Genomic DNA, 23479 nt, shown 5'->3' with positions numbered 1-23479 from the left:
GGCCAAGCCCACGCGAGCGGGAAAGCTCCGCATTCCCACTCGCATGGGCTCTGCGTAATTACATCTCATTTGACCACCTAAAGGCATTGCCACTGACCAATCATTGGCACTCGCGCTGACCAACCGTTTGCAGTTGATGGATGTCAGCGGATGCCACTCAGCCGCGAGTGCGTCAGCCAAGCACTGAAAGACTGCAACCGCCCCATAGCTGTCGGTGGCAACAGGCAAGAATCGGCTAAAAGCGGCCATACAGATGTGCCTATAAAACTTTGAGTTATTCAAAAAACAGAAACCTAGATACGCACTTACCCGAAGTTAGTTAAATGATTGCTTCTGAAATAATGGAGCGACTGGAGAGACTCGCTCCTCGTTACCAGCCTGGAAAGCAGGCAACGAGGAATAGCTGACGGCGTTTATGTCTTGATAGTTGGTATTAGCATTTTTTCGATAAAATCTGTAGCTCTAATGATTTCCTCTTCTGACGGCTCGGGTTCAAGTTCCTTTTCTATGGTAGCAATCTGATCAAACCACTCCATATATGTTTCATCATCGAAGTCTTCCGCATGTTTTTGCGCTACACTCTCGATGAATAGTATAAGCGCTCTGGTTAATTCACGAACCTCATCACTTGGCTGACTATTATCGCCATCCTCATATATATCTTTTTCATATTCAGAGAATGATGGTGCTTGCTTGAGATATCGACTGACATAATAAAGGGCGTCACGAGCATCACTAATCGATGCTGTGGCGATAATCGCGCGAATATCTTTCATTTCAGCCTATCCTTATCAGGTCAAATGCAGATTGGGGAAGATCTGCAACTATGTATTCGTGGGATAATGGGTTTGCCTTGTTCTTTATTGCAACTTTTTGAGCGTAAGATACTGCTTCAAGCCTTGAGATTACGCATAGAATCGGCTTAAATTGTTGCGGTTGAGCCGTCTTTGAAATTGCAATAATGTCACTAAGCTGGTCTTTTGTTATTCTTCCAATTTTTTCCATGAGAGTGGCACCTTTACGGATTCCCATGCGGTTAAGTTTTATTTTTGTGCCATGAAGATCGGCTGCATCAATTTCTTTGTTTAGCGTATTATATATTTCAAGAGGAGAAGAGCTGGGTGGAACGGTAAAATGCGGAGACTTATAGTCAGAACCAAAATACGGAGTGCACCACATATAATGCAGTCCGCCATAATACTGCATATTTATATTGTAGGCTAGCGCAGTCATTGTTGAGTAAAGCACTGGGTGATTTATACTTCTTAATGGCATGTTTTTATCTTGCGTAGTAGGTTGTGGTGTTTTATCGCTATAATTTTAAAGGCGAGCGATAGAACTCATCCATGGGCAGCAATGATTTCACTTATTGCCATATAGGATCATACGGTAGTTTTCAGCTCATTCACCAGCACTCTCGCCTAACATTGTAAGTTGGGGTAGGTCACGGTTTGTTGGTAGCTTGCTACACCTCACGACGGGCAGCATTTGGCCGCTCTCTGCCGGTCGTGACAGGCGAGAATCGGCCAATAGCGAACTGTCAGTCCTTTCTATTGGCTTTTGGCTCAATCCAGTGCCACCGAGAATCAGTCGACTTTGTTCAACTGCGGTAGCTGCATCTTGCCCGAGAGCACGTCCTCTGAAGGTTGGTACAGGCGTAACAACACGTAGCAACCGCCTTCGGAGTCGGTAGCCAGTTGGCGGCATTCTCACCCTGCGGTTTTTTGTGGGAAATGGGCATGGTATTTATGGAAGGCCAAAACTGTCCAGCTCGGCTGGATTGAAGAGCACAATGGGCCGCTTCATGGCAAGTTGTGAAGGGATTACTTCTCGGGCAAAAATCTGAGTCAGTCGTTTAAAGTCGAACATGAGACGGGGGTCGTATGTGACACAGAATGCACTGGTCACGGAGGAGAGTGGTTGCAGGCTCCGTAGGGACGCCATCCAGCTCTTATCGAGCGCACCAAGCAATGTGGTGTCGGAGCAATAGGCCCGTGACCCTGAACCATTCCGATTTCCGAATTCAACCTGCATCGCATCGGGAATCCAACTTTTAAACGCCAGGGCCGCCTCCCTAACATTGAACGAGCGGACATCCGGAAGGCTGCAAAGGGGGACTAGGGCAGAAATCGCAGCCGCAATGTCGTTGTGAGTGTACGGAAGATTACGCATACCGTTCCATGCATCGCGAGCTGCTGCCACAAGTAGTTTCTCATCCACATTATCAGGTAGGCCCGTGAAGCTCCATTCAATTGCCTGCCCCCTCAAATTTGTGTCCCAATTCAGCGCACTCTCTATGGCTTTTTGCACTTGATACGCGACGTCGGGTGCGGCTTTATCACTGCGCAGAGGCACAGGGATTTGACGTCCTACCGTACAATCGTAGTGCTCTACTGGCGTTCTGAACCATTCTTCAAGCGATTCGCTGCTCCACTGCTCGCCGGTCTTCAAGGGCGACGAGAAGGCTTCAGGCTTGTGCTTCAGTGGGTCCGTTATATGGAAGGATCTAATGTGTCTCCCTTTCTTTTTCGCCTCACTTACGAAATTTCGAATAGCTTCTTCACTTTCGAGTTTTTTTTCGTTGAAGAAGTAGTGCTCCAGCAATTGTTCCAAGGCACTCTTGTGGGGTGGATAGATCTGATCCCTAGAAGGAAAGGCAGGAGGACCACTCCAAGGGAAAATGATACGGTCCATGTCATAGTTTAGGTACCACGAGTGGTTGGCGTGAATGAAGCAGCCCCGCTGCGACTGTAACCGCCATAAATTGGGCACATTCACCACCACTGGCTCGGCGCATAGACGGGGTAGGCTATCCGCTGTCCCTCTACCTACTGACGGTGGCGTCTTCGGGTGATCGAAAAAGCACGGTGGATCACCTGGCCCTGAAGGCGGCGCGCGAGTGGGAACGACAGCAGTGGACCCTGTATGAGGAAAAGCTCAAAGCCTATCGCGCCGCTACCAGCATCATGGCCAAACCCAAAACCTCAAAGACAACCTCCAGGGCGGAAGGCGGCGAGCTGTCCGAGCCGGTACCACCGAGACTGATCATTGCCGAGCCCACTATCGAGGCCCTGGTCAAAAGCCTGTGCCATGGCTTGCCCAGCATGGGTTTGTTCAATGATGAAGGTGGCCAGTTCTTGGGGAGCAGCACCATGAGCAAAGAGAATCTGCTCAAGGCAATCACCACCTTGTCGATGCTGTGGGATGGCAGCCCGATCGACCGGGCCCGCACCATGGCCGGAGAAAGCCTGCGGGCCTATGATCGCCGCCTCAGCCTGCATCTGATGCTGCAGCCTTACCTGGCCAACCAGATTTTCAAAGACCCGGTGATCAATGGCCAAGGCATCCTCGGCCGTTGCCTGATCAGTTGGCCCGAGCACCTGGCCGGCCAGCGGCTCTACAAGGCGATCAACCTGAGCCGGGATGCCAAAGTCCAGCGCTACCAACAGCGGATCACGGCCCTGCTGCAAAAGCCCTGGTCGCTTCACAAGGATGGGTCACTCAATCCCGCCACGCTGGAGCTGACTCCCCGTGCCCGCCGGGCTTGGATTGATATCCACGACACCATCGAGTGCCAGTCTGGCGAGTTCGGCGAGCTAGCCGGCGTCCAGCCTGTCGCGAGCAAGGCGGCGGCGAATGTACTGCGTATCGCGGGCGTGCTGGCCATGGTTGAAGAGGCCAGTGCGTTGGACGAAGCCCACATTCAGCGCGCCTCCACGCTGATGGATTACTACCTGGCCGAGATTCAGCGCCTGACCGAACAAGAGCCGGTCAATAGCCGACGCGAGGAAGCGGATCGGCTGCTGCGCTGGCTGATACAGAAAGGCTGGACCCACTTCACCATCCGCGATGTTAATCGCAATGGCCCTCGTTTTGCCCGCAAGAGCGCTGACCATACCGCCTCTTTATTGGTCGTGCTGATCACTCATCGCTGGCTGAGCAGTCGCGACGGAAAAACTTTCGAGGTCCGCCATGTTTCGCCTCAATGACGCGGTGCGCCGCTACCAGGCGCAACATCAACCACAGCCAGAATCACGGTGTGTCGCCGCCTCTGTCGCCACCCTGTCGCCACGTGCCAGGCCAGCAACGACGCGGGTTGTCGCCACTGTCGCCGCTGTCGCCGCTGTCGCCACACCCCCCCTAGACCCTGCCCACATCGCCCTGCTGATTGAGCAACTGCGTGAGGAAGGGGCACTGCTGCAACACCACGAGAACACCCTTCTGATCCGCCCGACGTACTGGCGGCAGATGGACAGGCTCAGCCCTCACTGGAAAGCCTTGCTGCTCTTTCTACAAACAAACGAAAACGGTGATGACAATGGCGCTGGTCGGTCGGAGTGATGGTCGCAACTTCGGCTACGGCCGCCAGCTAAGCTACGCCGGCCCACAAGCGCTAAAGGATCTATTTGCCGGTGGCCACTTCGCCACGGTCAAAGCGCATAGCGATCGCTGGCAAGCGTTCGTGCGTTGGTGTCGGTCAGAGGACGGCCCCGGTTACAACGATGCGCGCCAGATCGACCGACAGACGCTGCAGGACTACGCCGATTACCTGCGTCAGCAGATAAAGCAAGGTGAACTCTGCATCGCCACCGCGCAGAACCGCCTGAGCAGCGCCAACCGCACCCTCGCGGCGCTGCGCGGTGATCAGGACGTGAGGATCGCCAGCCCGAATCATGCAAGCGGCCATTCAACAGCGATGGCAACGTGACAATCCCTGGACCTGGCAGCTCAAGCATGTGCGCTGGTTTCTCACTCAGCACCTGAAAGACCATTCCGACGCCACCCAGTATTACTATCGTCTCACCACCCTATTGATCTGGAAACGATTAGGGGATGACCGAGCAAGGCTGATCCAACGCTCGACTCGTGGCTGGGCAGTGGTCCCCGAAGCGGTTATCAAGTCCAATCAGGCATCACCAAATCCTTATACCAGCGTTTACCCAAGCGATTAACGCCGCTTTCAACATCAGAGCGCTAGAACAGCGGGACAAGGTAGGGTTTGCTATACCGCCGTAAACGGCGAAATAGCAATCGGTCGGCTGCAGTCGTTGCACTCCCTCCCCGACCTACCACTCTTGCTCAGGGCAGGCCCCGAAACTCAAAAAGCGATGCCAGTTAGCGGCTGATTTCTTGGCGAATTACCGTATAGTTGCGTCACAAACCATACCGCCGGCACAGCAAATTACTATGGATAAGAAGCGACTGTCAGAAACGGACATTATCACCAAATTCATCCTTCCGGCTGTCGAGCAATCAGGGTGGAACCCAATGACTCAGCTCCGCCAAGAGGTGAAGCTGCGCGACGGTAAAGTCATCGTCCGCGGTCAGGTGGGTGCCCGTAAAACGGTTAAATCGGCCGACATAGTGCTCTACCACAAACCCAATATGCCGCTAGCCGTGATAGAGGCTAAGGCCAATAAGCACGAAATAGGCAAAGGTATGCAGCAGGGGCTGAATTATGCCCGCCTGTTGGACGTGCCCTTTGTGTTTGCTAGTAACGGTGACGGTTTTGCTTTCCACGACAAAACTGCTATCGACCAAGGCGGTGGGCTAGAGAGTGAAATCACCCTTGCCGACTTCCCTAGCCCCGAGGCTCTGTGGCAGAAATACTGTGCTTGGAAGGGCTTCACAGAAGACCAGATGCCGCTCATCACTCAAGACTACTACGACGATGGCAGCGGCAAGTCTCCGCGCTACTACCAGTTGCAGGCTATTAACAAAACCATTGAAGCCGTATCGGCCGGGCAAGATCGCATTCTGCTGGTGATGGCAACCGGTACCGGCAAGACCTACACCGCCTTCCAGATAATTTGGCGTTTGTGGAAAGGCAAGAAGAAGAAACGCATCCTCTTCCTGGCCGACCGTAACATCCTTGTTGATCAGACCCGACTCAATGACTTTCAGCCCTTTGGGCCAGCCATGACCAAAATCACTGGTCGTAAGGTGGATCCTGCCTACGAGATTCATCTGGCGCTCTACCAGGCGCTCACTGGTCCAGAAGAACACCAGAAGGCTTACAAGCAAGTTGACCACGACTTCTTCGACCTGATCGTTATCGACGAATGCCACCGTGGCAGCGCCGCAGAGGATAGTGCCTGGCGCGAAATCCTTGAGTACTTCGGTTCGGCCACCCAAATAGGCCTCACTGCCACGCCCAAAGAGACCGATGAAGTCTCCAACATCAATTACTTCAACGAGCCGGTTTACACCTACTCGCTCAAAGAAGGCATTGAGGATGGTTTCCTCGCTCCATACAAAGTGGTGCGCGTGGATCTGGATGTCGATTTACAGGGCTGGAGGCCAACCAAGGGTCAGCTCGATCAAAATGGCGAGTTGATCAAAGATCGCATCTACAACCAGAAAGACTTCGACCGTGTCATGGTTATCGACGAGCGCACCCAGCTAGTAGCGGAAACCATTACCGCCTACCTCAAGCGCACCGACCCCATGGCCAAGACCATCGTTTTCTGTAACGACATCGATCATGCGGAGCGCATGCGCCGTGCGCTGGTCAACCTCAACAAAGATCAGGTCGCCAAGAACGACAAGTACGTGATGAAGATCACCGGCGACGATGAAATCGGCAAAGCTCAGCTGGATAACTTCATCAACCCCAAACGCGCCTACCCAGTTATCGCCACCACCTCAGAATTGATGACCACTGGCGTCGATGCCCAAACCTGCAAGCTGGTGGTACTGGATCAAACCATCCAGTCGATGACCAAATTCAAGCAGATCATCGGTCGCGGCACCCGCATTAACGACAAGTTCAACAAGCTCTGGTTTACCATTCTTGACTTCAAGAAGGCCACCGAGCTCTTCGCCGATGAGCGTTTCGACGGCATCCCCGAGAAGGTAATGATCACTGATCCCATCAAAATCATCGACCAGGATGACCCGAGCTTTGATGATGAACTCAACAAAGACGACGATGAAGGCAGCCTAGATAAGACCGTTGACTCAGGCGAAGGCAGTACCGATGGCGGCACCACCGCTGGTGAGGGTAGTTCGGATGGCTACCCAAGTGGTAATACCGGTGGCGGTGAAGGCGAGCCCTACGTCAAATACCGCGTTAAAGGCGTCGCCGTTAATAAAATCGCCGAGCGCGTTCAGTATTACGACACCGACGGCAAGCTGGTGACCGAATCCTTTAAGGACTACACCCGCAATGCAGTTACCAAGCACTTTGCCTCACTGGATGACTTTGTTCGCAAATGGAAAGACAGTGAACGCAAGCAGGCGGTGATTGACGAATTGGCCGCCGAGGGTGTGATCTGGCAGGCATTAGAGGATGAAGTCGGTAAGGATATGGATCCTTTCGATCTCATTTGCCATATAGCCTACGACCAACCGCCACTCACCCGTAAAGAGCGCGCCGAGAATGTCAAAAAGCGCAACTACTTTGCTAAGTATTCGGCGGTTGCCCAGACCGTACTCAACGTCTTGGTTGAGCAGTACGCCGATGCTGGCATCAGTCAGTTAGAGCAAGCCGGTTTTGCCGAGCTCAAGGTGCCAAAACTCAAAGTCTTGGGTAACCCCATGCAAATTGTCCAAAATGAATTCGGCGGTAAGCCTCAATATAAACAGGCCTTGAGCGAGTTAGAAGAACAGCTCTATACAACCGATAAAATTGCGTAAAATACCGTTTAGGCTAGTCGTGATAAGCGCAGTCGCCATCACAAAACGCGCTTCCGACTGGCGTTAATTGCTAAAGAGAAAATCATGTCCGTCAGTTCTGTAATAAAATCTATTCAAGACATCATGCGCAAAGACGCTGGCGTCGATGGCGATGCCCAACGCTTGGGCCAGATGTCCTGGTTGTTGTTTCTCAAAATTTTCGACGCCCAGGAAGAGCAGCTGGAGTTCGAACAGAGCGACGAATACAAGGCACCTATTCCTGAGGAATATTTTTGGCGTAACTGGGCTTCAAGCCCCAAAGGGGCAACTGGTGATGAACTTTTAGACTTTATAAACTTGGAGTTATTTCCGAGTCTGAAAGACTTGATAGCTCCCGTCAACAAAAACCCCCGGGGGTTTGTGGCTAAAGAAGCTTTCAGCGACGCCTTCAACTATATGAAGAACGGCACCCTGCTGCGTCAGGTGATCAACAAGCTCAACGAGATTGACTTCAGCGACGCCAGCGAGCGCCACCTGTTCGGCGACATCTATGAGCAAATCCTAAAGGACTTGCAGAGTGCCGGTAACGCTGGTGAGTTCTATACCCCACGTGCCGTCACCCGCTTTATTGTGCAGATGATCGACCCACAGTTGGGCGAGACAATTTTTGATCCCGCCTGTGGCACCGGTGGCTTCCTCGCCTGCTCGTTTGACCATGTCGAGAAAAACTACGTTAAAAATGGCGAGGATAATTTAGTTCTCCAGGGCCAAATTCATGGTGTCGAAAAAAAGCAGCTACCGCATCTGCTGTGTACCACCAACATGCTGCTACATGGCATTGAAGTTCCTGTGCAAATCAAGCACGGCAACACCCTCAACAAACCGCTCTCCAGCTGGGCATCAAATATAGACGTAATAGTCTCTAACCCGCCGTTCGGTGGCACCGAAGAAGATGGCATTGAGAAAAACTTTCCTGCCGAAATGCAAACCCGCGAAACCGCTGATCTTTTCTTACAGCTGATTGTCGAGGTTCTGAAAAATAAGGGCCGCGCCGCCGTGGTTTTACCGGATGGCACCCTGTTTGGTGAAGGCGTAAAAGTCAAAATAAAAAAAATGCTGATGGACGAATGCAACCTTCACACCATCGTACGCCTACCTAACTCCGTCTTTGCGCCCTACACCAGTATCAAGACCAACATCTTATTCTTTGAGAAGGGCCAGCCGACTAAAGACATTTGGTACTACGAAGTGCCATTGCCTGCAGGTGTTAAAGCTTTTAACAAAACCAAGCCCATGAAGCTGGAAGACTTTGATGATTGCGCCGCCTGGTGGGGCGAAGGCGACACCCAGCAAGAAAAATTAGCCCGTAATAATCGCCAAGCCAATAAGAAGGCATGGCGAGTGAGCCTTGAGGAAATTGTTGCGCGCAACTACAACCTCGATATCAAAAACCCCCATCAAGAAGAACAAATCAGCCACGATCCAGACGCACTGCTGGCCGAGTACAGTCAGCAACAAGCGGGTATTCAAGCACTGCGCGATCAGCTCAAAGGCATTCTGGCTGAGGCTATGTCTAGCAAGACTGAGGTCCAGCCATAATGGCCGCATTAGAATTGATAACTGAGAATATTGATCTCTGGACCTCGGCTATTAGAGTGAAACCTACTCAGGGTCGCGGTAGCAATAAGAAACTTGAACTCTATGGAATCAAGAAGCTACGCGAGCTGATTCTCGAACTGGCTGTGCGTGGCAAGTTGGTACCGCAAGATCCGAACGATGAGCCCGCGAGTGTTTTGCTAGAGCAGATTGCTGCCGATAAAGCGCGGTGGGCTAAAGAAAAAAATATCAAGATACCTAGAAAACTGGCTGAGATTAGCGATGGTGAAAAGCCATTTGAGCTACCGAATGGGTGGAGCTGGGCTCGTTTTGGTGAAATATTCGATATTGAATATGGCGATAACCTACCAGAGGTTAAACGGAGTAATACAGGTGAGTACCCCGTTTACGGTTCAAATGGAGTTGTGGGCAGCCATGAAAAATGCTCAGTCAGTCAACCATGTATTGTCATTGGCAGGAAAGGATCGGCTGGCGCTCTAAATTTATGCCTTAATGAGGGCTGCTGGGTGACAGATGTGGCATACAGCCTTGTGCCTCCATCGGGACTCGATTTAAATTTTACTTTTAAGCTGCTTCATACGCTGGGTCTAGAAAATCTCGGAAAAGGTATAAAGCCAGGGCTAAGCCGCAATGAAGCGAATATTTTATTAATCTGTGTTCCGCCTATCGAGGAACAATACCGAATAGACGAGAAAGTCGACGAACTATTAGCCCTCTGCGATCAGTTAGAGAAACAAACTGAGGTCAGTTTCGAGGCACATCAACTTCTAGTAGAAACACTGCTGGAACCCTTGGCCAGCGCCAAGGACGCTAGTGAACTCAGAGAAAACTGGGCACGCCTGAGTGAACACTTCGACACGCTGATAACGACCGACTACGCTGTCGAAAAGCTCAAGCAAATCATCCTGCAGCTGGCCGTCATGGGCAAACTCGTCCCACAAGACCCCAACGACGAGCCCGCCAGCGAACTACTAAAACGCATTGCCGCCGAAAAATCCCAACTGATCAACGATCAGAAAATAAAAAAACAAAAGCCCTTGCCGGAAATCACCGATGAGGAAAAGCCGTTTTCCTTACCCAGCGGCTGGGTGTGGAGTCGGATTGGTGAATCGTCTTTATATTCAGAATATGGAATTTCTGCAAAAACATTTGATACGGAAGATGGTATTCCCGTGCTTAAAATGGGCGATATTCAAAGTGGTAAAGTTGTTCTGGGAGGTCAGAAAAAAGCATCGATTGATTTTAAGGGCATATCTGGCCTAATGCTCAATCATGGCGACATTCTGTACAACAGAACTAATAGTGCGGAACTGGTAGGCAAGACCGGCAGATACGAAGGTCCTGACAATCATTACTCATTTGCTTCATATTTGATAAGAATTAGGTGTAGCGAGAACAATGTGTGCTCTGAGTTCCTGAACTTGAACATGAACTCTCCGCTTTTTAGAGTTACTCAAGTTGAGCCATATCTGAAGCAGCAGTGCGGGCAAGCAAATATCAATGGAACCATAATGAAAAACATGATTGTTGCTATTGCACCGCTCAGTGAGCAGAAACGTATTGTTTCAAAAGTAAACAACCTGACAATACTTCTCGAAAATCTAAAATTCCGATTACAGGCTAGTCGAAATGCTCAGGCTCGCCTTTCTGAGGCCATAGTTGATCAATTTTTATTGACGCACGGTTAAATCTAGAAATTTTCAAGGAGAAATTTAGGTGCGTTTAAAGTCAGTATGGATAAGTAAATTTAAAAACATCGAGAACCTTACGGTTAGCTTTGATGGTGAGTCATTCTTAGAAATATTTATTGGAAGAAATGGGTCCGGCAAATCAAATTTTCTAGAAGCGGTGGTTAAAATATTTTATGGAATTTTCTCTGCCGTCGACGGACGCAATGAGTTTGAATTCGAATGTTCTGTCTGCTATTCACTAGATGGGAATGATTTTAAGTTTGAGTATAAGAATAGCATCTATTATATTAATGGCAGTGAAGTTAATTCATTAAAAGGACTTCCTTTGCCTGATAAGATTCTCGTCTATTACTCAGGACATAACCGTCAAATGTCTGAGGCTCTAGATCTTTATAACCAGGAGTTTGAAGGTTCTTTCAAAGAAGTTAATACAGCAAGTGGCCGAAGGTTTATTGGTGTGAATGGCGACTATAAAAACATGTTGTTTAGCGTGCTTTTACTTCAGCCGATCGACAATAAAGCCAAAATCCATATATCAGAAAAGCTTTCGATCGAAAAAGACCCTAATGAGATTCTACTCTGCTTAAAAAGACCTAATTACGCCTTAAATAAATACGGTAAAAGGCTGTCAAAATATGATGTTGTCGACAATGATGACAAAACTTTTTGGCTTTCTGCCGGAGAGACTAAAAAATTTCTAGATCGATTAATACTTTGTGAGTCTGACAATAAGTCTTCGGTCAGGGCGCAAGGGTATTTATGGGAGGAGGATCGATATCAACTTTACTTCGATATATCTAAAATTCGTGAAGAATTTACTAATTTCTCCTCTGAAGATATGTTTCTAGCTTTTGATAGATTGAAAGCCATTGGAATGCTTGAGTCTATATCTATACCCTTAACAATTTCTGGAAATGCGGATGCCAATATAAATCAACTTAGCGATGGACAGCTGCAGTCGGTATATATCTATGCGATTTCTGAATTATTCAAAAATTCGCATTGCCTAACGTTGATGGATGAACCGGATTCATTTTTGCACCCTGAGTGGCAGCACGAGTGCCTGAAGCAAATCAAGTCTGTTTCGGAACAGGCCTTAAAGTCGAATCACATATTAATGAGTAGCCATAGCGCTATTACTTTAATTGAGCACAGCCATGATAAAGTTCGTTATTTCGACATCAAAGAAGGAAAAGCTCAATGCTATTTGCTACCCAAAAGGATTGCAATTAGCAAGTTAAGCGCTAACTTCTTGATGTATTCAGAGCAAGAGCGATTGCTCAGTGTTTTGAACACTATTCAAATTGAAAACAAACCAGTTCTTTTTACTGAAGGGAGTACGGACCCTTTAATCATTAAAGAAGCATGGTACAAGCTTTTTAATAAAGACATGCCATTTATACCATTTTACGCTTTTAGTTGTACTTATATAAACCAGTTGCTGACCGATGCCCGGATTCACTCTGAGATGAATGGCTTGCCTGTATTTGCGATTTTTGATTTTGATAAGGCGTTCAATTCATGGAATGGTTTGAATGGAGAAGAAATCCAAAGCGATCCTTTTAAAGGACTGGTTAAAAAATGGGATAAGGGAGATTCGTTCGCGATAATGCTGCCTATCCCAAACAATCCGGATATTAAAAAACAGACATTTAAGAACGAAGAAAAATTGGAAACCTATGGTGATCGTTCGCATTGCGAAATAGAACATTTGCTATACGGATTCGATCAAACTGATATCTACTTCTCTAAAGAGCCCACGCCAGGAGGTGAAATAGTTAGTTTTAAAGCAGATGGAAATAAAACTAAATTTGCTAAAGAGATAGTTCCGACACTTCCTGTACATTGTTTTGAGGCTTTTAGACAAATGCTAGATTTTGTCGCGAAGACCTGTGAGCGCTATCAAGAAAAAATTGATGCAGCTTAATTTATATTGAGCGGCAAGAAATTCCTTCCGCTTATAAATTAGGATCATTTAGCACAAGGGAGTGATTTGTGTCTAATAACTGGATGATCCGCGCCGGACGCGGAGGAATTTACATAGAAGATTTTGAGAAGGGTTACGCCGCTATTGGCTGGTCACAACTGGGGGATTTAACCCAATACTCAAGAAACGACAGTCTGCGCCAAAAGTACATAGAGGTTTACGGTAACGATAAGCCTTCGGCCACCGCCAATGCAGTCGCTATGATCCTCAAATTTCGTGATCAGATCACCGCTGGTGATCACATCGTTAGCTATAACCCAGAATTGCGGGAATACCTGCTGGGTATCGATCAGGGCGAGTATCTGTACCAGCCTGATACCGTTGGCGACTATGCCAACCTGCGCAAGGTTGAGTGGTTGGGTAAAGTCAGCCGTGATCAGCTACCACAGAAAGCGAAAAACTCCCTTGGCTCAACCCTGACGCTGTTTTCCATAAGTCAGGAAATTATCGACGTGTTTTCAGCTGTGTTGGAGGGTAAAGCTCCCAACCACTTGATCAATAACACTGATGCAGTTGAAACCGAAGTGGAGCAGCTAAAAGATGAAACTGTGGCCCAAAGCCATGAGCTCATCAAAGACAAAATCGTCGCATTGCTACCTGACGAGATGGAAGAGTTGGTAGCAAGTATCCTCCGCGCCATGGGTTTCAAAGCCAAGGTATCACCCAAAGGGCCAGATCGAGGGGTAGACGTTATTGCCTCACCCGATGGATTAGGCCTAACGCAGCCGCGTATCAAGGCTGAAGTAAAGCACCGCAATGGTTCTATAGGTGCCCCCGCGATTCGTAGCTTTATCGGTGCTCTGCGTGAAGGTGACTCTGGCTTGTTTATCAGCACCGGCGGTTTCACCCGCGAGGCCCGCTACGAAGCCGAACGGTCCAGCATTCCGCTAACCTTGGTCGACCTGGACGATTTGGCCGACCTGATCGTAAGTCACTACGAGAGCGTCGATCTGGAAGGTCGGGCGCTGGTGCCTCTGGTGCGGATCTACTGGCCGGTGAGTTAAATATTGCGTCATTCGCAGATGCCACAAATTTGCCACACTCGCCCCACTAAACGGGGCGAAAAAGCGCTAATCAGGCCTACAGTAACCCTTTGATTTTCCAGCTAATAATCGCTAACGTATTGACTCTAAACGCCCATGCAAATTGGTACCCGGAACCACCATTTTGGCCACTGCAAGTTACCGCTGGCTGAAACTGATCCAACTGCTTCTGCTCGGTTTGAATCGCCCCTAGTTCGTAGGCGCAGCCAAGCGTCTCCTTCTCTGGCCGATGACCAGTCGATATCAGCCGCTCACCACTGGCAGTTATAGGCAGTTCACTGCCAATCATGGTTACGAAGCGGGCTGGTCAGATCGAATGCAAACAGGTAGTAGAGTGGAGTGTCGTATTACAATTGGTATTCCAGTGAAAAATCTAAATCCATATAAATATCTATAATCAAAAACTTACCAAGCAGATTCAAATTACCCCGGCCCACCACTTCTCAACGACAAAGCCCGCCCAGTGCGGGCTTTGTCGCATCTGGCGTTTCATTCCTGCCTCACCGCCAACGGTCCCCCCCGCACGCACCCAACTCAATGCCCATGCCGATGATGCACATCCGGAAAATGCGCATGACTATGCCGCATCGGCGTATGCACATGCGGATGGCTATGCGGCTCCACCCCATCCCACTCAAACCCATGCGTATGTTGATGATGCTCATCGTGTGTATGCCGATGATCATGCTCAAGCCGTTCGTGCTGATGTTCATGAACATGGTTTTCCATCAGATGAATCCATACCCCCACGGCCATTAACGCCGCTGCGAGCAGGAACATCAGCGATATCGATTCGCCCAGCAGCAGAATCGAGATGCCTGCGCCGAGGAACGGTGCGGTGGAAAAGTAGGCGCCGGTGCGTGCGCTGCCGAGGCCGCGCAGGGCCAGGACGAACATGACCAGGCTGACGCCGTAGCCGAGAAAGCCGACCAGCATGATCGGCACCAGCGAGGTGGCGGCGGGTAGTTGGCTGCCGATGACCAGGGCCAGTGTGCAGTTGACCAGACCGGCCACGAGGCCTTTGCTGCCGGCGATGAACAGTGCGTCCGAGGCAGAGACTTTGCGGGTCAGGTTGTTGTCGATGGCCCAGCAAAAGCAGGCGAAGGCCACGGCCAGTGGGCCGGTCCAGTCTTGCGCCGAGACGGCCTCTTGTGGCCAGGACAGCACAACACCGCCGGCGACGATGGCGAGCATGCCGATCACGATTCGGCGGTCGGCGTTTTCCTTGAACACCACCCACGCCAGTAGCGCCGTGAGCACGGATTCGAGGTTGAGCATCAGTGACGCGCTCGCGCCGGACGTTCGGGTCAAACCGAACATCAGCGCCACTGGCGCCAACACGCCGCCGAAGCCGATGGCGCCGAGCAGCCATGGCCATTCACCGGTGCCGAGCCCGGAAGGTTTCCAGCCACGATCGCGGGCAAAACGCAGGACGGTCAAGCCCAGACCACTGCCGAGATAGAGCAACCCGGCGAGCAGAATCGGCGAAATCTGTACCCCCAGCAGTTTGGCGAGGGGCGTACTGGCGCCAAACAGCGCTGCCGCAATCAATGCGTAGAGAACGCTCATATTCATGCCGGGATCACTCGCTGGGGCCGATGGAATAGCAGCAAGCATCATGGCAAAACTCAGGTGAGAATTATGTGAACAGCTGATTCGTGTCAGGGAACACGGCCTCGGGTACGTGCTCAAATCCAGCAACATTTAATCCGCGCAATCTCTGGGCGGTCGCTCGATGCAGCTTCTATGCTGCGAACATCGAGATGCAATGGAGTTGAAGATGAAGAGCTGGATCGCCGTAGCGCTGGCCGCGCTGATTTCCTTGTCCGTCCATGCGGCCGACGCCCCCACTGTGCGCGTCGAACCGATAGCGTTCACAACCGCTGCCGACAGCGTCCAGCGCAAACAGTCGATCACGGGTGACCAGACGGCGGAGTACCGGTTCAACGCCAGGGCCGGCCAGATGCTGACCGTCGACTTCAAGCCCTCCAACACCTCCGCTTACTTCAACATCGCTGCCAAGGGGGCCGATTACGCGCTGTTCAATGGCTCGATCATGGGCAATCACTTCCTCGGCACATTGCCCAGCGATGGCGAGTACACGGTTCAGGTCTACCTAATGCGCAACGCCGCACGGCGTAATGAAGTGTCCAACTACGATTTGTCGCTGAGGCTGGTCAATGGCGATGCCATCAGCCGTCAGCCACCATTCGATCAGACGCTGGAATTGCAGGGCATTGCCTTTCACGTCAGCACTGAACAGGTCGATGGCAAACCCACTTTGCACATCGCTCCCAAGGGGTTGGAGATCGACAATACGGTCATCATTCAGGCCCTCAGCGGTGAGGTGGTACGCGCCGAAGTCGCCGATCTCAATAACGACGGTTCCCCTGAACTCTATGTGTTCACCCGCTCGCCCGGACGCGGCATGCCGGGCGAACTGATCGCCTATTCGGCCAACAACAAGAAATCCCTGAGCGAAATCTACTTGCCTCCGGTTAGTGACAACCCGAAAACCGCCGAGGGTTATCAGGGCGAGGACTCGTTTGCCGTGGTGGAAAACAGGCTGGTGCAACGCTTCCCGGTGTATGACAGCGCCGACGCGGGTGCGGGTCGTACGGGGAAGATGCGTCAGGTTCAATACAAGTTGGTGGCGGGTGAAGCCGGGTGGATTTTACGCGAGGACAAGGTCACGGAATTCTGAAATGACCGGGTTCGTTACGGCCGGCGGATAAACCCCTGAACCACTTCTACACTCACACCGCCCCCACTGCCACGACGAGCCCCCATGACCACCCTCCAAGACCGCATGAAGCAAGGCAAGGACGCCCGCAAGCAATGCTCGCGCAGCACCCACGCCACCACCGGAAAAATGAGCCGCGATCCGATTCCGCTGATCAAAGCGTCGAGTCAGGGCCGCGTCGCTTCGCTGGTGGAGTTGCGTTACGGACGAATGCTGGTGTCGCCCTTCACGTTCTTCCGTGGCAACGCGCTGCTGCAGGCGCATGATCTGTCGAGCACCCAGAACATGGGGCTGGTTGGGCCGATCTGTGGGGATGCACACTTGATGAACTTCGGCGGGTTTGCCACGCCGGAGCGCAATTTGCTGTTCAGCGTGAATGATTTCGACGAGGCGCATCCTGGGCCCTGGGAATGGGACGTAAAGCGGCTGGCGGCGAGTTTTGTGGTGGCGGCGCGGGATTTGCGCCATGGCGAGTCGGTTGAGGAAGAGGTCTGTCGGCAGATGGTCGGTGCCTATCAGGCGACGATGCTGGAGTGTGCCGAACAGAGTGCGCTGGAAACCTGGTACGAATCGATCAAGTACGAAGACTTGCTCGATCAGGCACGCAAGAGTGCGCTGGAGCATGTGCAGCGTGCCGTCGATAAAGCCGAACGGCGCACCCATGCCGAGTTGCTGCCGAAAATCAGTGAGCGCGACGCCAACGGGCGACTGGTCATTCGTGACGACCTGCCGGAAATTTTCCACCTGCACAAGAACACCACGCTGCTCGACGCCGACGATGATTGGTTGCGGCTGGCAGACTGGCGACCGTTGTTCGATACGTTCATGCGTGACTATCGCACCACGCTGCAGGCTGACCGGCGGGAATTGCTTTCGCGGTTTCACGTGCAGGATCTGGCGTTCAAAGTGATGGGTGTCGGCAGTGTGGGCACCCGATGTCTGGTGGCGCTGCTGACCGACGATCAGGAATTTCCGTTGTTTCTGCAGTTCAAGGAGGCGCGGCGCTCGGTGCTCGCCGACTATGTGAAGGCCAAGTCCCGCACGCGTCATGAAGGCCAACGGGTGGTCGAGGGGCAGCGCCTGATGCAGTCGGCCAGCGATCTGTTTCTCGGCTGGACCACCGGCCCCCACGGTCGGCATTTTTATGTGCGGCAATTGCGCGACATGAAGATCTCCGCCGAACTGGAAAACTTCGACGCCGAAACCTTCGCCGCCTATGCCCGGGTCTGCGGTCGCGCGCTGGCGCGCGCCCACGCCAAAGCCTCGGGCAATGCGGCGGTCATCAGCGGCTATATCGGCAAGGGCGATGCCTTGGCCGACGCCCTGTTCAAATACGCCCGCAGTTACACCGCGCAGAACGAACGCGACTTCGAACGTTTTCAGCAGGCCTGCCGCAAGGGTCGGCTGCGGGCACGTTCGGAAGCGGATTTTGCAGCGGATCACTTGCCTTGACACGCTGCAGAGCGCTCGCTATCGAGATGAATTTTTCTTCACTGCCCCCGTTCGATCAACACGGTACAGTCCGCTCGCTCATTCAAGAAACTACGGTTCGCCCGCGCTCTCCCGCGGGCTTTTTTTTGCCTGGCGTTTGCTGCGGAAACGATCCGCGCGGTTTGTTTTTTCCCGCCCCATGATCAATCCTGTCCCTCGACCCTGCCATCCGGAGCGCCCGATGCCGCTGCTGACCTTGCCCTGCCAACGCCTGACGCTCGCGATCCTCGCCCCGGAACAGGCCGAGCTGGAAAGTGACTTCTACGCACGCAACCAGCGCCACCTCGCCCCTTGGTCGCCGATTCGCACCACCGAGTACTTTTCCAGCGAGCAGATTCGCCGACGCCTTGAAGTTCAGGCCAGTGCCTACGAGGCCGGGCTGGCGATGCATTTCGCCCTGCTGACGCCGGACGGCCAGCAAATGATCGGCGCATGCAACTTCAGCGGGATCATTCGCGGTGCGTTTCAGGCCTGTTATCTGGGTTATCACATTGACTACGCGCATCAGGGTCAGGGCCTGATGCAGGAAGGCCTGGAGGCGGGCATCGGCTACATGTTCGACACGCAGAACCTGCACCGGATCATGGCCAACTACATACCCGGCAACGAGCGCAGTGCGCGCTTGCTGGAGCGTTTGGGTTTCGAGCGCGAGGGCTACGCCAAGGCCTACCTGAACATCGCCGGGCGCTGGCAGGACCATGTGCTGACGGCGCTGGTCAATCCGGTGTTCGAGGCGCCGGAAAAGCGTTGGTCACGACAACTGGCGTGAGTTTCACAATTTGTTAAGCATTGGCGAAGTATGCTCAAGGCTCCTGCCCTTTCCGGTTGCCTGAAATCCATGCCGCGTGCCGCCACTTCGCTGTTTCTACTCGCCGCCCTGCTGTTTTTTTTCGCTTTGGGTAACCACCAGTTGCAAGGCTCCACCGAGGCCCGGGTCGCCGGGATCGCCATGGAGATGCACCTGGACGATGACTGGGTGACGCCGCGCCTGTTCGGCGAACCGTTTCTGGAAAAACCACCGCTGAGCCTGTGGCTGGACGCCGGCGCCATGCGCGTGTTTGGCGTTTCGCCGTGGGCGGTGCGGCTGGCGTCGGCGGTGGCCGGGTTGCTCAGTGTCATGCTGCTGTACGGCATGCTGCGCCGCTTCGGACGGCCGAAAGCGCTGGCCTGGACGGCGGGGATTCTGCTGGCGACCATGGCCAGCTACTGGAGCAACGTGCGTGGGGTCGGCGAGGATGCGCTGCTGGCGCTCGGCGTGACCACGGCGTTGCTGGCGTTCTTTCAGGCGCAACGCGCACCGAACGCGGCTAACTCGCTGCTGTTTATCGTCGGGATCGCCATCGCCACGCTGAGCAAGGGCGTGCTGGGACTGGCGATGCCCGGCGTGGTGATTTTCGCCTACCTGCTGGCGGATAACCTGATCGACAGACGCCTGAAGATCGGCGCGTGGCTGCGACCCGGCCTGCTCACGGCGGTGGGCCTGATTCCGCTGCTGATCTGGCTCGTCGTGCTTTACCAGCGCGGTGGCTCACACGCCGTCGCTGAAGTGCTGCTGACCAATAGCGTCGGTCGCTTCAGCGGCTCGTTCGTCGAGGCCGGGCATTACGAGCCGTTCTATTACTATCTGGCCAAACTGCCGGAAGCGTTCCTGCCGTGGAACATTCTGGTGTATCTGGGCCTGTGGCATTTCCGCAAGGAGCTGAAGGCCAACCGTTACTTGCTGTTTTTCAGCCTGTGGATCGTGGCGCAGTTCATCATGCTGACCCTGGCCTCAAGCAAGCGCACGGTGTACCTGATGTCGATGACCCCGGCCGCAGCGGTGATTGCCGCCGAGTATGCGCGCGTGCTCTTCGAGCGCTTGCAGGCGCGTGAAAACGCAGACCGCTTTATCGGAAAAGTCGCCCGTCATCGTCAGGCAATTGCTGCCGGTTTGCTCACGGTGGTGATCGCCAGCTACCTCGGCGCGGCCCAGTGGGCCTTGCCCAACGCTGATAAAGAACTGTCGTTCCTGCCGCTGACTGACCATATTCAGAGCCTGCAAGCCAACGGTCAGCAGGTCGCGCTGTTCCAGGCCAATGAGCGGGTCGGCGGCGCCAGCGTGTTCTACACCCAACGTGTGCTCAAGGGCCTGGACACCGACGCGCAACTGCATGACTTCCTCAGTGCCTCGCCCTCGAACGTCGCGGTGATCTCGGCGGACAGCGAACCCGTCGCACCACTCAAAGTGCTGAAGACCATGATGGTCGGGCGCCAGGCGTACTACTTCGTCGGCTACTGACGCCCTTTGCGCCAGCCAATAAAAAACCCGCCGTCACTGGCGGGTTTTGTTTGGGCCGACGCTTTGCCCTCCTCAGTTCATCGAGTGCTCACTGAATGCCAGTCGGAGGCTTCGATGAAGCCAAGCACGCGCGGGGCCGCTTTGTTCGCAGCGGAAACAAACAGCGAGGAGCCATAGCCCGGGTCCGAAACCGGCGAATTCAGATCCTTTTCCAGCTCCGCCATGCACTCACTGTGGGTCACCAGAATCAGATTGCGTCCTGGGAGCTTGTGCGCCAGCGCTTCCTGCAGGATGTGGCCCTTGCAACTGATCAGCCAGTCTTCGCCGGTGGCCGCGCGATTGAACATGTAACCGGCGGTCTGCACAGTGCGCAGCATCGGGCTGTTGTAGATATCGGCATTATTCAGGCCCAAATGCTCGAACTGTGCGCCGACACCGACCGCGACACTGCGCGAGCGGTCGGTGATGCCGTCGTCACCACTCAGGCACGGCGCCGGCGAGTGATCGCAGCGCTCGACGTGACGCACCAGCACAATCATCTCGCCCTTGGCCCACCCGGCCGCCAGCGCGCGGGCGCCGGACACATTGCCGTGGGCCAGGTCAGGCACCGCCGCCGGGGCGAGCAGCCACAGGGTCAGCGGAATCACCAATAACAAGGCGCCGAGCACGACCCAGGTATTGCGATAGCGGGCCAATCCGCTCAGGGAAATCGAGCGTTTGACGCCGAACAGACTCAGTCTCAATTCCACATCGGGCCGCCTCGTCGGCATCCATCACAGTCAATACGATGCGGCGAGGGTAGAGAAGCGGGCGTAAGAGGCGGGTGAAACGCATGTGAAAAAAGTCTTGAAACGCCCTTGTTACAAATTCCGTCGGACAAAATCCTTTCAGCTCTTGTGTTTGCGGCCGATACAGACCTGCTAACCCCCTTGCTGGCTCAAAAAAACAACAATCTTCCAGCCTGACCGACGATCAAGTAGCTCTACGTTCCTGGAGGAATTGTGATGAATAGCTGGTTCGGCAACATCAGCGTGAACATGAAATTGGGTCTGGGCTTCGGCCTGGTCCTGGCCCTGACCTGCGTACTGGCCCTGACTGGCTGGACCAGCCTCGGCGGTCTGATCGACCGCAGCAACTGGATGAGCGACATCACCCAGCTCAATGCCGGCCTGACCAAGCTGCGCGTGGTGCGCCTGCAATACATGCTGACCAACGGCGACGAAACCGCCGCGCAGAATGTGCAAACCACCCTCGAAAGCTTTGCCGCGCAACAACAGGCGCTGATCAACAAGTTCAAGAGCCCGGAAAACGTCAAACTGCTGAAAGAGCAGGCCGCGACCATCGCCGAATACCAGACTTCGCTGAACAAGATGCGCAACGCCTACCGCACCGGCAACAGCGCCCGCGACGTGATGGGCAGCAACGCCGACACCGCTTACAACCTGATCGAAGCGATCAGCAAGCGCGTGCAGCAAATGGACATGAGCGAGCAGCGCTTCGAGCAGTTCCAGGCCATCACCCAGGCCAAGGAAGCGTTCATCCTCGCGCGCTATGAAGTGCGCGGCTACACCGCCACCACCAACGCCGAAACCGAGCAGAAAGCCGTCGGTCAACTGGACGCGGCGATTGCCAGCCTCAAGCAACTGAACGTGCATTTCGCCGCGACCCAGCAAGACGCTCTGCGTCAGCTGGAAACCGCCCTGACCAACTACCGCAGCGCGTTGCAGGCCTACAAGAACGCCAACAGCGAAGCGGTGCAGGCGCGTAAGGAGATGACCGATCAAGGTGCGGCCATCGTCACCACCAGCGAGCAGCTGTACCAGATCCAGCTCGACCGTCGCGACATCGAAAGCGCCCAGGCCCGTACGCTCCAGCTGATCAGCACCCTGCTGGCGCTGCTGGTCGGCGTGATTGCTGCGGTGATCATCACCCGTCAGATCACCCGTCCGCTGCAAGACACCCTGGCCGTGGTCGAGCGCATTGCCAGCGGCGACCTGACCCAGAACGTCACCGTCACCCGCCGCGACGAACTCGGCGTGCTGCAACAAGGCATCGCGCGTATGGGCGTGACCCTGCGCGACCTGATCAGCGGGATCCGCGACGGCGTCACCCAGATCGCCAGCGCCGCCGAAGAACTTTCGGCCGTGACCGAGCAGACCAGCGCCGGCGTGAACAGCCAGAAGGTCGAGACCGATCAGGTGGCCACCGCCATGCACGAAATGACCGCCACCGTGCAGGAAGTCGCGCGCAACGCCGAAGAAGCCTCGCAAGCCGCTGCCGCCGCTGACGGCGAAGCCCGTGAAGGCGACAAGGTGGTGAATGAAGCCATCGCCCAGATCGAGCGTCTGGCCAGCGAAGTGGTGCGTTCCACCGAAGCCATGAGCGTGCTGCAACAGGAAAGCGACAAGATCGGCAGCGTCATGGACGTGATCAAGGCCGTGGCCGAGCAGACCAACCTGCTCGCGCTCAACGCAGCCATTGAAGCCGCGCGAGCCGGTGAAGCCGGCCGTGGGTTTGCCGTGGTCGCCGACGAAGTCCGTGGCCTCGCACAACGCACGCAGAAATCCACCGAAGAAATCGAAGGTCTGGTCGCCGGTCTGCAGAACGGCACCCAGCAAGTGGCTGCCGTGATGAACAACAGCCGCGCCCTGACCGACAGCAGCGTGGCCCTGACCCGCAAGGCTGGCGACTCCCTGGAAAACATCACCCGCACGGTGTCGAACATCCAGTCGATGAACCAGCAGATCGCCGCCGCGGCCGAGCAGCAAAGCGCCGTGGCCGAAGAAATCAGCCGCAGCATCATCAACGTGCGCGACGTGTCGGAACAGACCGCCGCGGCCAGCGATGAAACCGCAGCGTCCAGCGTTGAACTGGCACGCCTGGGTGGCCAGCTGCAGCAGATGGTCAGCCACTTCCGCGTCTGATCTTCAGTCAGCGCCAAAGGGTAAATCGAATCGCGGGCAAGCCCGCTCCCACAGGAAACGAGTCGAACACAGCATGTGTGAACGACCG

Annotated in this window: 16 protein-coding genes and 3 pseudogenes; 14 read left to right on the top strand and 5 right to left on the bottom strand. The window is 53.9% G+C overall.

The window, feature by feature from the left end; all coding sequences use genetic code 11:
* Nucleotides 1–413: 413 nt before the first annotated feature.
* From HXW87_RS07710 to HXW87_RS07700, 3 genes are all read right to left on the bottom strand, one after another.
* A complete protein-coding gene (locus HXW87_RS07710) occupies nt 414–776 on the bottom strand; it encodes a hypothetical protein (RefSeq protein WP_239778707.1) in 363 nt (120 codons plus the stop codon).
* Nucleotide 777: 1 nt separating this feature from the next.
* Nucleotides 778–1275 (bottom strand): hypothetical protein, encoded by a 498-nt coding sequence (locus HXW87_RS07705; protein WP_239778706.1) that lies wholly within the window; start codon nt 1273–1275, stop codon nt 778–780.
* Between the two features lie 471 nt (nt 1276–1746).
* Nucleotides 1747–2613: a hypothetical protein gene (locus tag HXW87_RS07700; RefSeq protein WP_239778705.1), complete on the bottom strand. Its 867-nt coding sequence runs from the start codon at nt 2611–2613 to the stop codon at nt 1747–1749.
* Nucleotides 2614–2792: 179 nt separating this feature from the next.
* Between HXW87_RS07700 and HXW87_RS07695 the strand changes: the two are divergent.
* From HXW87_RS07695 to HXW87_RS07655, 9 genes and pseudogenes are all read left to right on the top strand, one after another.
* Nucleotides 2793–3989, top strand: a pseudogene (locus HXW87_RS07695) (YfjI family protein); the annotation flags it as partial.
* Nucleotides 3973–4341, top strand: coding sequence for a hypothetical protein (locus tag HXW87_RS07690; RefSeq protein ID WP_239778704.1), 369 nt, complete (start codon nt 3973–3975; stop codon nt 4339–4341). The pseudogene HXW87_RS07695 and the gene HXW87_RS07690, both read left to right, overlap by 17 nt.
* Nucleotides 4319–4672, top strand: a pseudogene (locus tag HXW87_RS07685) (integrase); the annotation flags it as partial. The gene HXW87_RS07690 and the pseudogene HXW87_RS07685, both read left to right, overlap by 23 nt.
* A pseudogene (locus HXW87_RS07680) lies at nt 4665–4853 on the top strand (hypothetical protein); the annotation flags it as partial. The pseudogenes HXW87_RS07685 and HXW87_RS07680, both read left to right, overlap by 8 nt.
* 334 nt (nt 4854–5187) lie before the next feature.
* Nucleotides 5188–7638: a DEAD/DEAH box helicase family protein gene (locus HXW87_RS07675; protein ID WP_239778703.1), complete on the top strand. Its 2451-nt coding sequence runs from the start codon at nt 5188–5190 to the stop codon at nt 7636–7638.
* Between the two features lie 84 nt (nt 7639–7722).
* A complete protein-coding gene (locus tag HXW87_RS07670) occupies nt 7723–9216 on the top strand; it encodes a class I SAM-dependent DNA methyltransferase (protein ID WP_239778702.1) in 1494 nt (497 codons plus the stop codon).
* The gene (locus tag HXW87_RS07665) at nt 9216–10922 is read left to right on the top strand and encodes a restriction endonuclease subunit S (protein ID WP_239778701.1); all 1707 of its coding nucleotides are present in this window, start codon (nt 9216–9218) and stop codon (nt 10920–10922) included. The genes HXW87_RS07670 and HXW87_RS07665 overlap by 1 nt, the downstream gene beginning before the upstream one ends.
* Before the next feature lie 28 nt (nt 10923–10950).
* On the top strand, nt 10951–12852 hold the full coding sequence (locus HXW87_RS07660; RefSeq protein WP_239778700.1) for an AAA family ATPase: 1902 nt from the start codon (nt 10951–10953) through the stop codon (nt 12850–12852).
* Nucleotides 12853–12920: 68 nt separating this feature from the next.
* Complete coding sequence (locus tag HXW87_RS07655) at nt 12921–13916, top strand: restriction endonuclease (protein ID WP_239778699.1); 996 nt, start codon at nt 12921–12923, stop codon at nt 13914–13916.
* A gap of 573 nt (nt 13917–14489) precedes the next feature.
* Here HXW87_RS07655 and HXW87_RS07650 read toward each other — a convergent pair.
* Nucleotides 14490–15530 carry an EamA family transporter gene (locus tag HXW87_RS07650; protein WP_275588941.1) on the bottom strand — a complete coding sequence of 347 codons (1041 nt, stop codon included), beginning with the start codon at nt 15528–15530 and terminating at the stop codon, nt 14490–14492.
* A 205-nt stretch (nt 15531–15735) separates the two neighbouring features.
* Between HXW87_RS07650 and HXW87_RS07645 the strand changes: the two genes are divergently transcribed.
* The 4 genes from HXW87_RS07645 (at nt 15736) to HXW87_RS07630 (ending at nt 20467) form a co-directional block, all read left to right on the top strand.
* Nucleotides 15736–16659, top strand: a complete 924-nt coding sequence (locus HXW87_RS07645) for a PliI family lysozyme inhibitor of I-type lysozyme (RefSeq protein ID WP_239778698.1) — start codon at nt 15736–15738, stop codon at nt 16657–16659.
* Nucleotides 16660–16743: 84 nt separating this feature from the next.
* Entirely contained in the window at nt 16744–18150 is a 1407-nt protein-coding gene (locus HXW87_RS07640) for a DUF2252 domain-containing protein (RefSeq protein WP_239778697.1), read from the top strand.
* A 220-nt stretch (nt 18151–18370) separates the two neighbouring features.
* Nucleotides 18371–18958, top strand: coding sequence for a ribosomal protein S5-alanine N-acetyltransferase (gene rimJ / locus HXW87_RS07635; RefSeq protein WP_182403760.1), 588 nt, complete (start codon nt 18371–18373; stop codon nt 18956–18958).
* 30 nt (nt 18959–18988) lie between these two features.
* Nucleotides 18989–20467 (top strand): glycosyltransferase family 39 protein, encoded by a 1479-nt coding sequence (locus HXW87_RS07630; protein ID WP_182403758.1) that lies wholly within the window; start codon nt 18989–18991, stop codon nt 20465–20467.
* A gap of 77 nt (nt 20468–20544) precedes the next feature.
* Here HXW87_RS07630 and HXW87_RS07625 read toward each other — a convergent pair whose 3' ends face one another.
* Nucleotides 20545–21216, bottom strand: a complete 672-nt coding sequence (locus HXW87_RS07625) for a histidine phosphatase family protein (RefSeq protein ID WP_095667591.1) — start codon at nt 21214–21216, stop codon at nt 20545–20547.
* Nucleotides 21217–21471: 255 nt separating this feature from the next.
* Here HXW87_RS07625 and HXW87_RS07620 point away from each other — a divergent pair, with 255 nt between their 5' ends.
* Nucleotides 21472–23391: a methyl-accepting chemotaxis protein gene (locus HXW87_RS07620; RefSeq protein ID WP_182403756.1), complete on the top strand. Its 1920-nt coding sequence runs from the start codon at nt 21472–21474 to the stop codon at nt 23389–23391.
* Nucleotides 23392–23479 lie beyond the last annotated feature (88 nt).

The sequence above is a fragment of the Pseudomonas sp. Y5-11 genome, from assembly GCF_022368695.1.
GTDB classification, from domain to species: domain Bacteria; phylum Pseudomonadota; class Gammaproteobacteria; order Pseudomonadales; family Pseudomonadaceae; genus Aquipseudomonas; species Aquipseudomonas parakoreensis.
This window is presented reverse-complemented; position numbering and strand designations above follow the sequence as displayed.

What these genes read in the sequence shown, in the direction of transcription:
- HXW87_RS07620 (WP_182403756.1), top strand. Translation starts at nt 21,472, where the DNA reads ATGAATAGCTGGTTCGGCAACATCAGCGTGAACATGAAATTGGGTCTG.
- HXW87_RS07630 (WP_182403758.1), top strand. Translation starts at nt 18,989, where the DNA reads ATGCTCAAGGCTCCTGCCCTTTCCGGTTGCCTGAAATCCATGCCGCGT.
- HXW87_RS07665 (WP_239778701.1), top strand. Translation starts at nt 9,216, where the DNA reads ATGGCCGCATTAGAATTGATAACTGAGAATATTGATCTCTGGACCTCG.
- HXW87_RS07690 (WP_239778704.1), top strand. Translation starts at nt 3,973, where the DNA reads ATGTTTCGCCTCAATGACGCGGTGCGCCGCTACCAGGCGCAACATCAA.
- rimJ (WP_182403760.1), top strand. Translation starts at nt 18,371, where the DNA reads ATGCCGCTGCTGACCTTGCCCTGCCAACGCCTGACGCTCGCGATCCTC.
- HXW87_RS07705 (WP_239778706.1), bottom strand. Translation starts at nt 1,275, where the DNA reads ATGCCATTAAGAAGTATAAATCACCCAGTGCTTTACTCAACAATGACT.
- HXW87_RS07710 (WP_239778707.1), bottom strand. Translation starts at nt 776, where the DNA reads ATGAAAGATATTCGCGCGATTATCGCCACAGCATCGATTAGTGATGCT.
- HXW87_RS07640 (WP_239778697.1), top strand. Translation starts at nt 16,744, where the DNA reads ATGACCACCCTCCAAGACCGCATGAAGCAAGGCAAGGACGCCCGCAAG.
- HXW87_RS07650 (WP_275588941.1), bottom strand. Translation starts at nt 15,530, where the DNA reads ATGAATATGAGCGTTCTCTACGCATTGATTGCGGCAGCGCTGTTTGGC.
- HXW87_RS07675 (WP_239778703.1), top strand. Translation starts at nt 5,188, where the DNA reads ATGGATAAGAAGCGACTGTCAGAAACGGACATTATCACCAAATTCATC.
- HXW87_RS07670 (WP_239778702.1), top strand. Translation starts at nt 7,723, where the DNA reads ATGTCCGTCAGTTCTGTAATAAAATCTATTCAAGACATCATGCGCAAA.
- HXW87_RS07645 (WP_239778698.1), top strand. Translation starts at nt 15,736, where the DNA reads ATGAAGAGCTGGATCGCCGTAGCGCTGGCCGCGCTGATTTCCTTGTCC.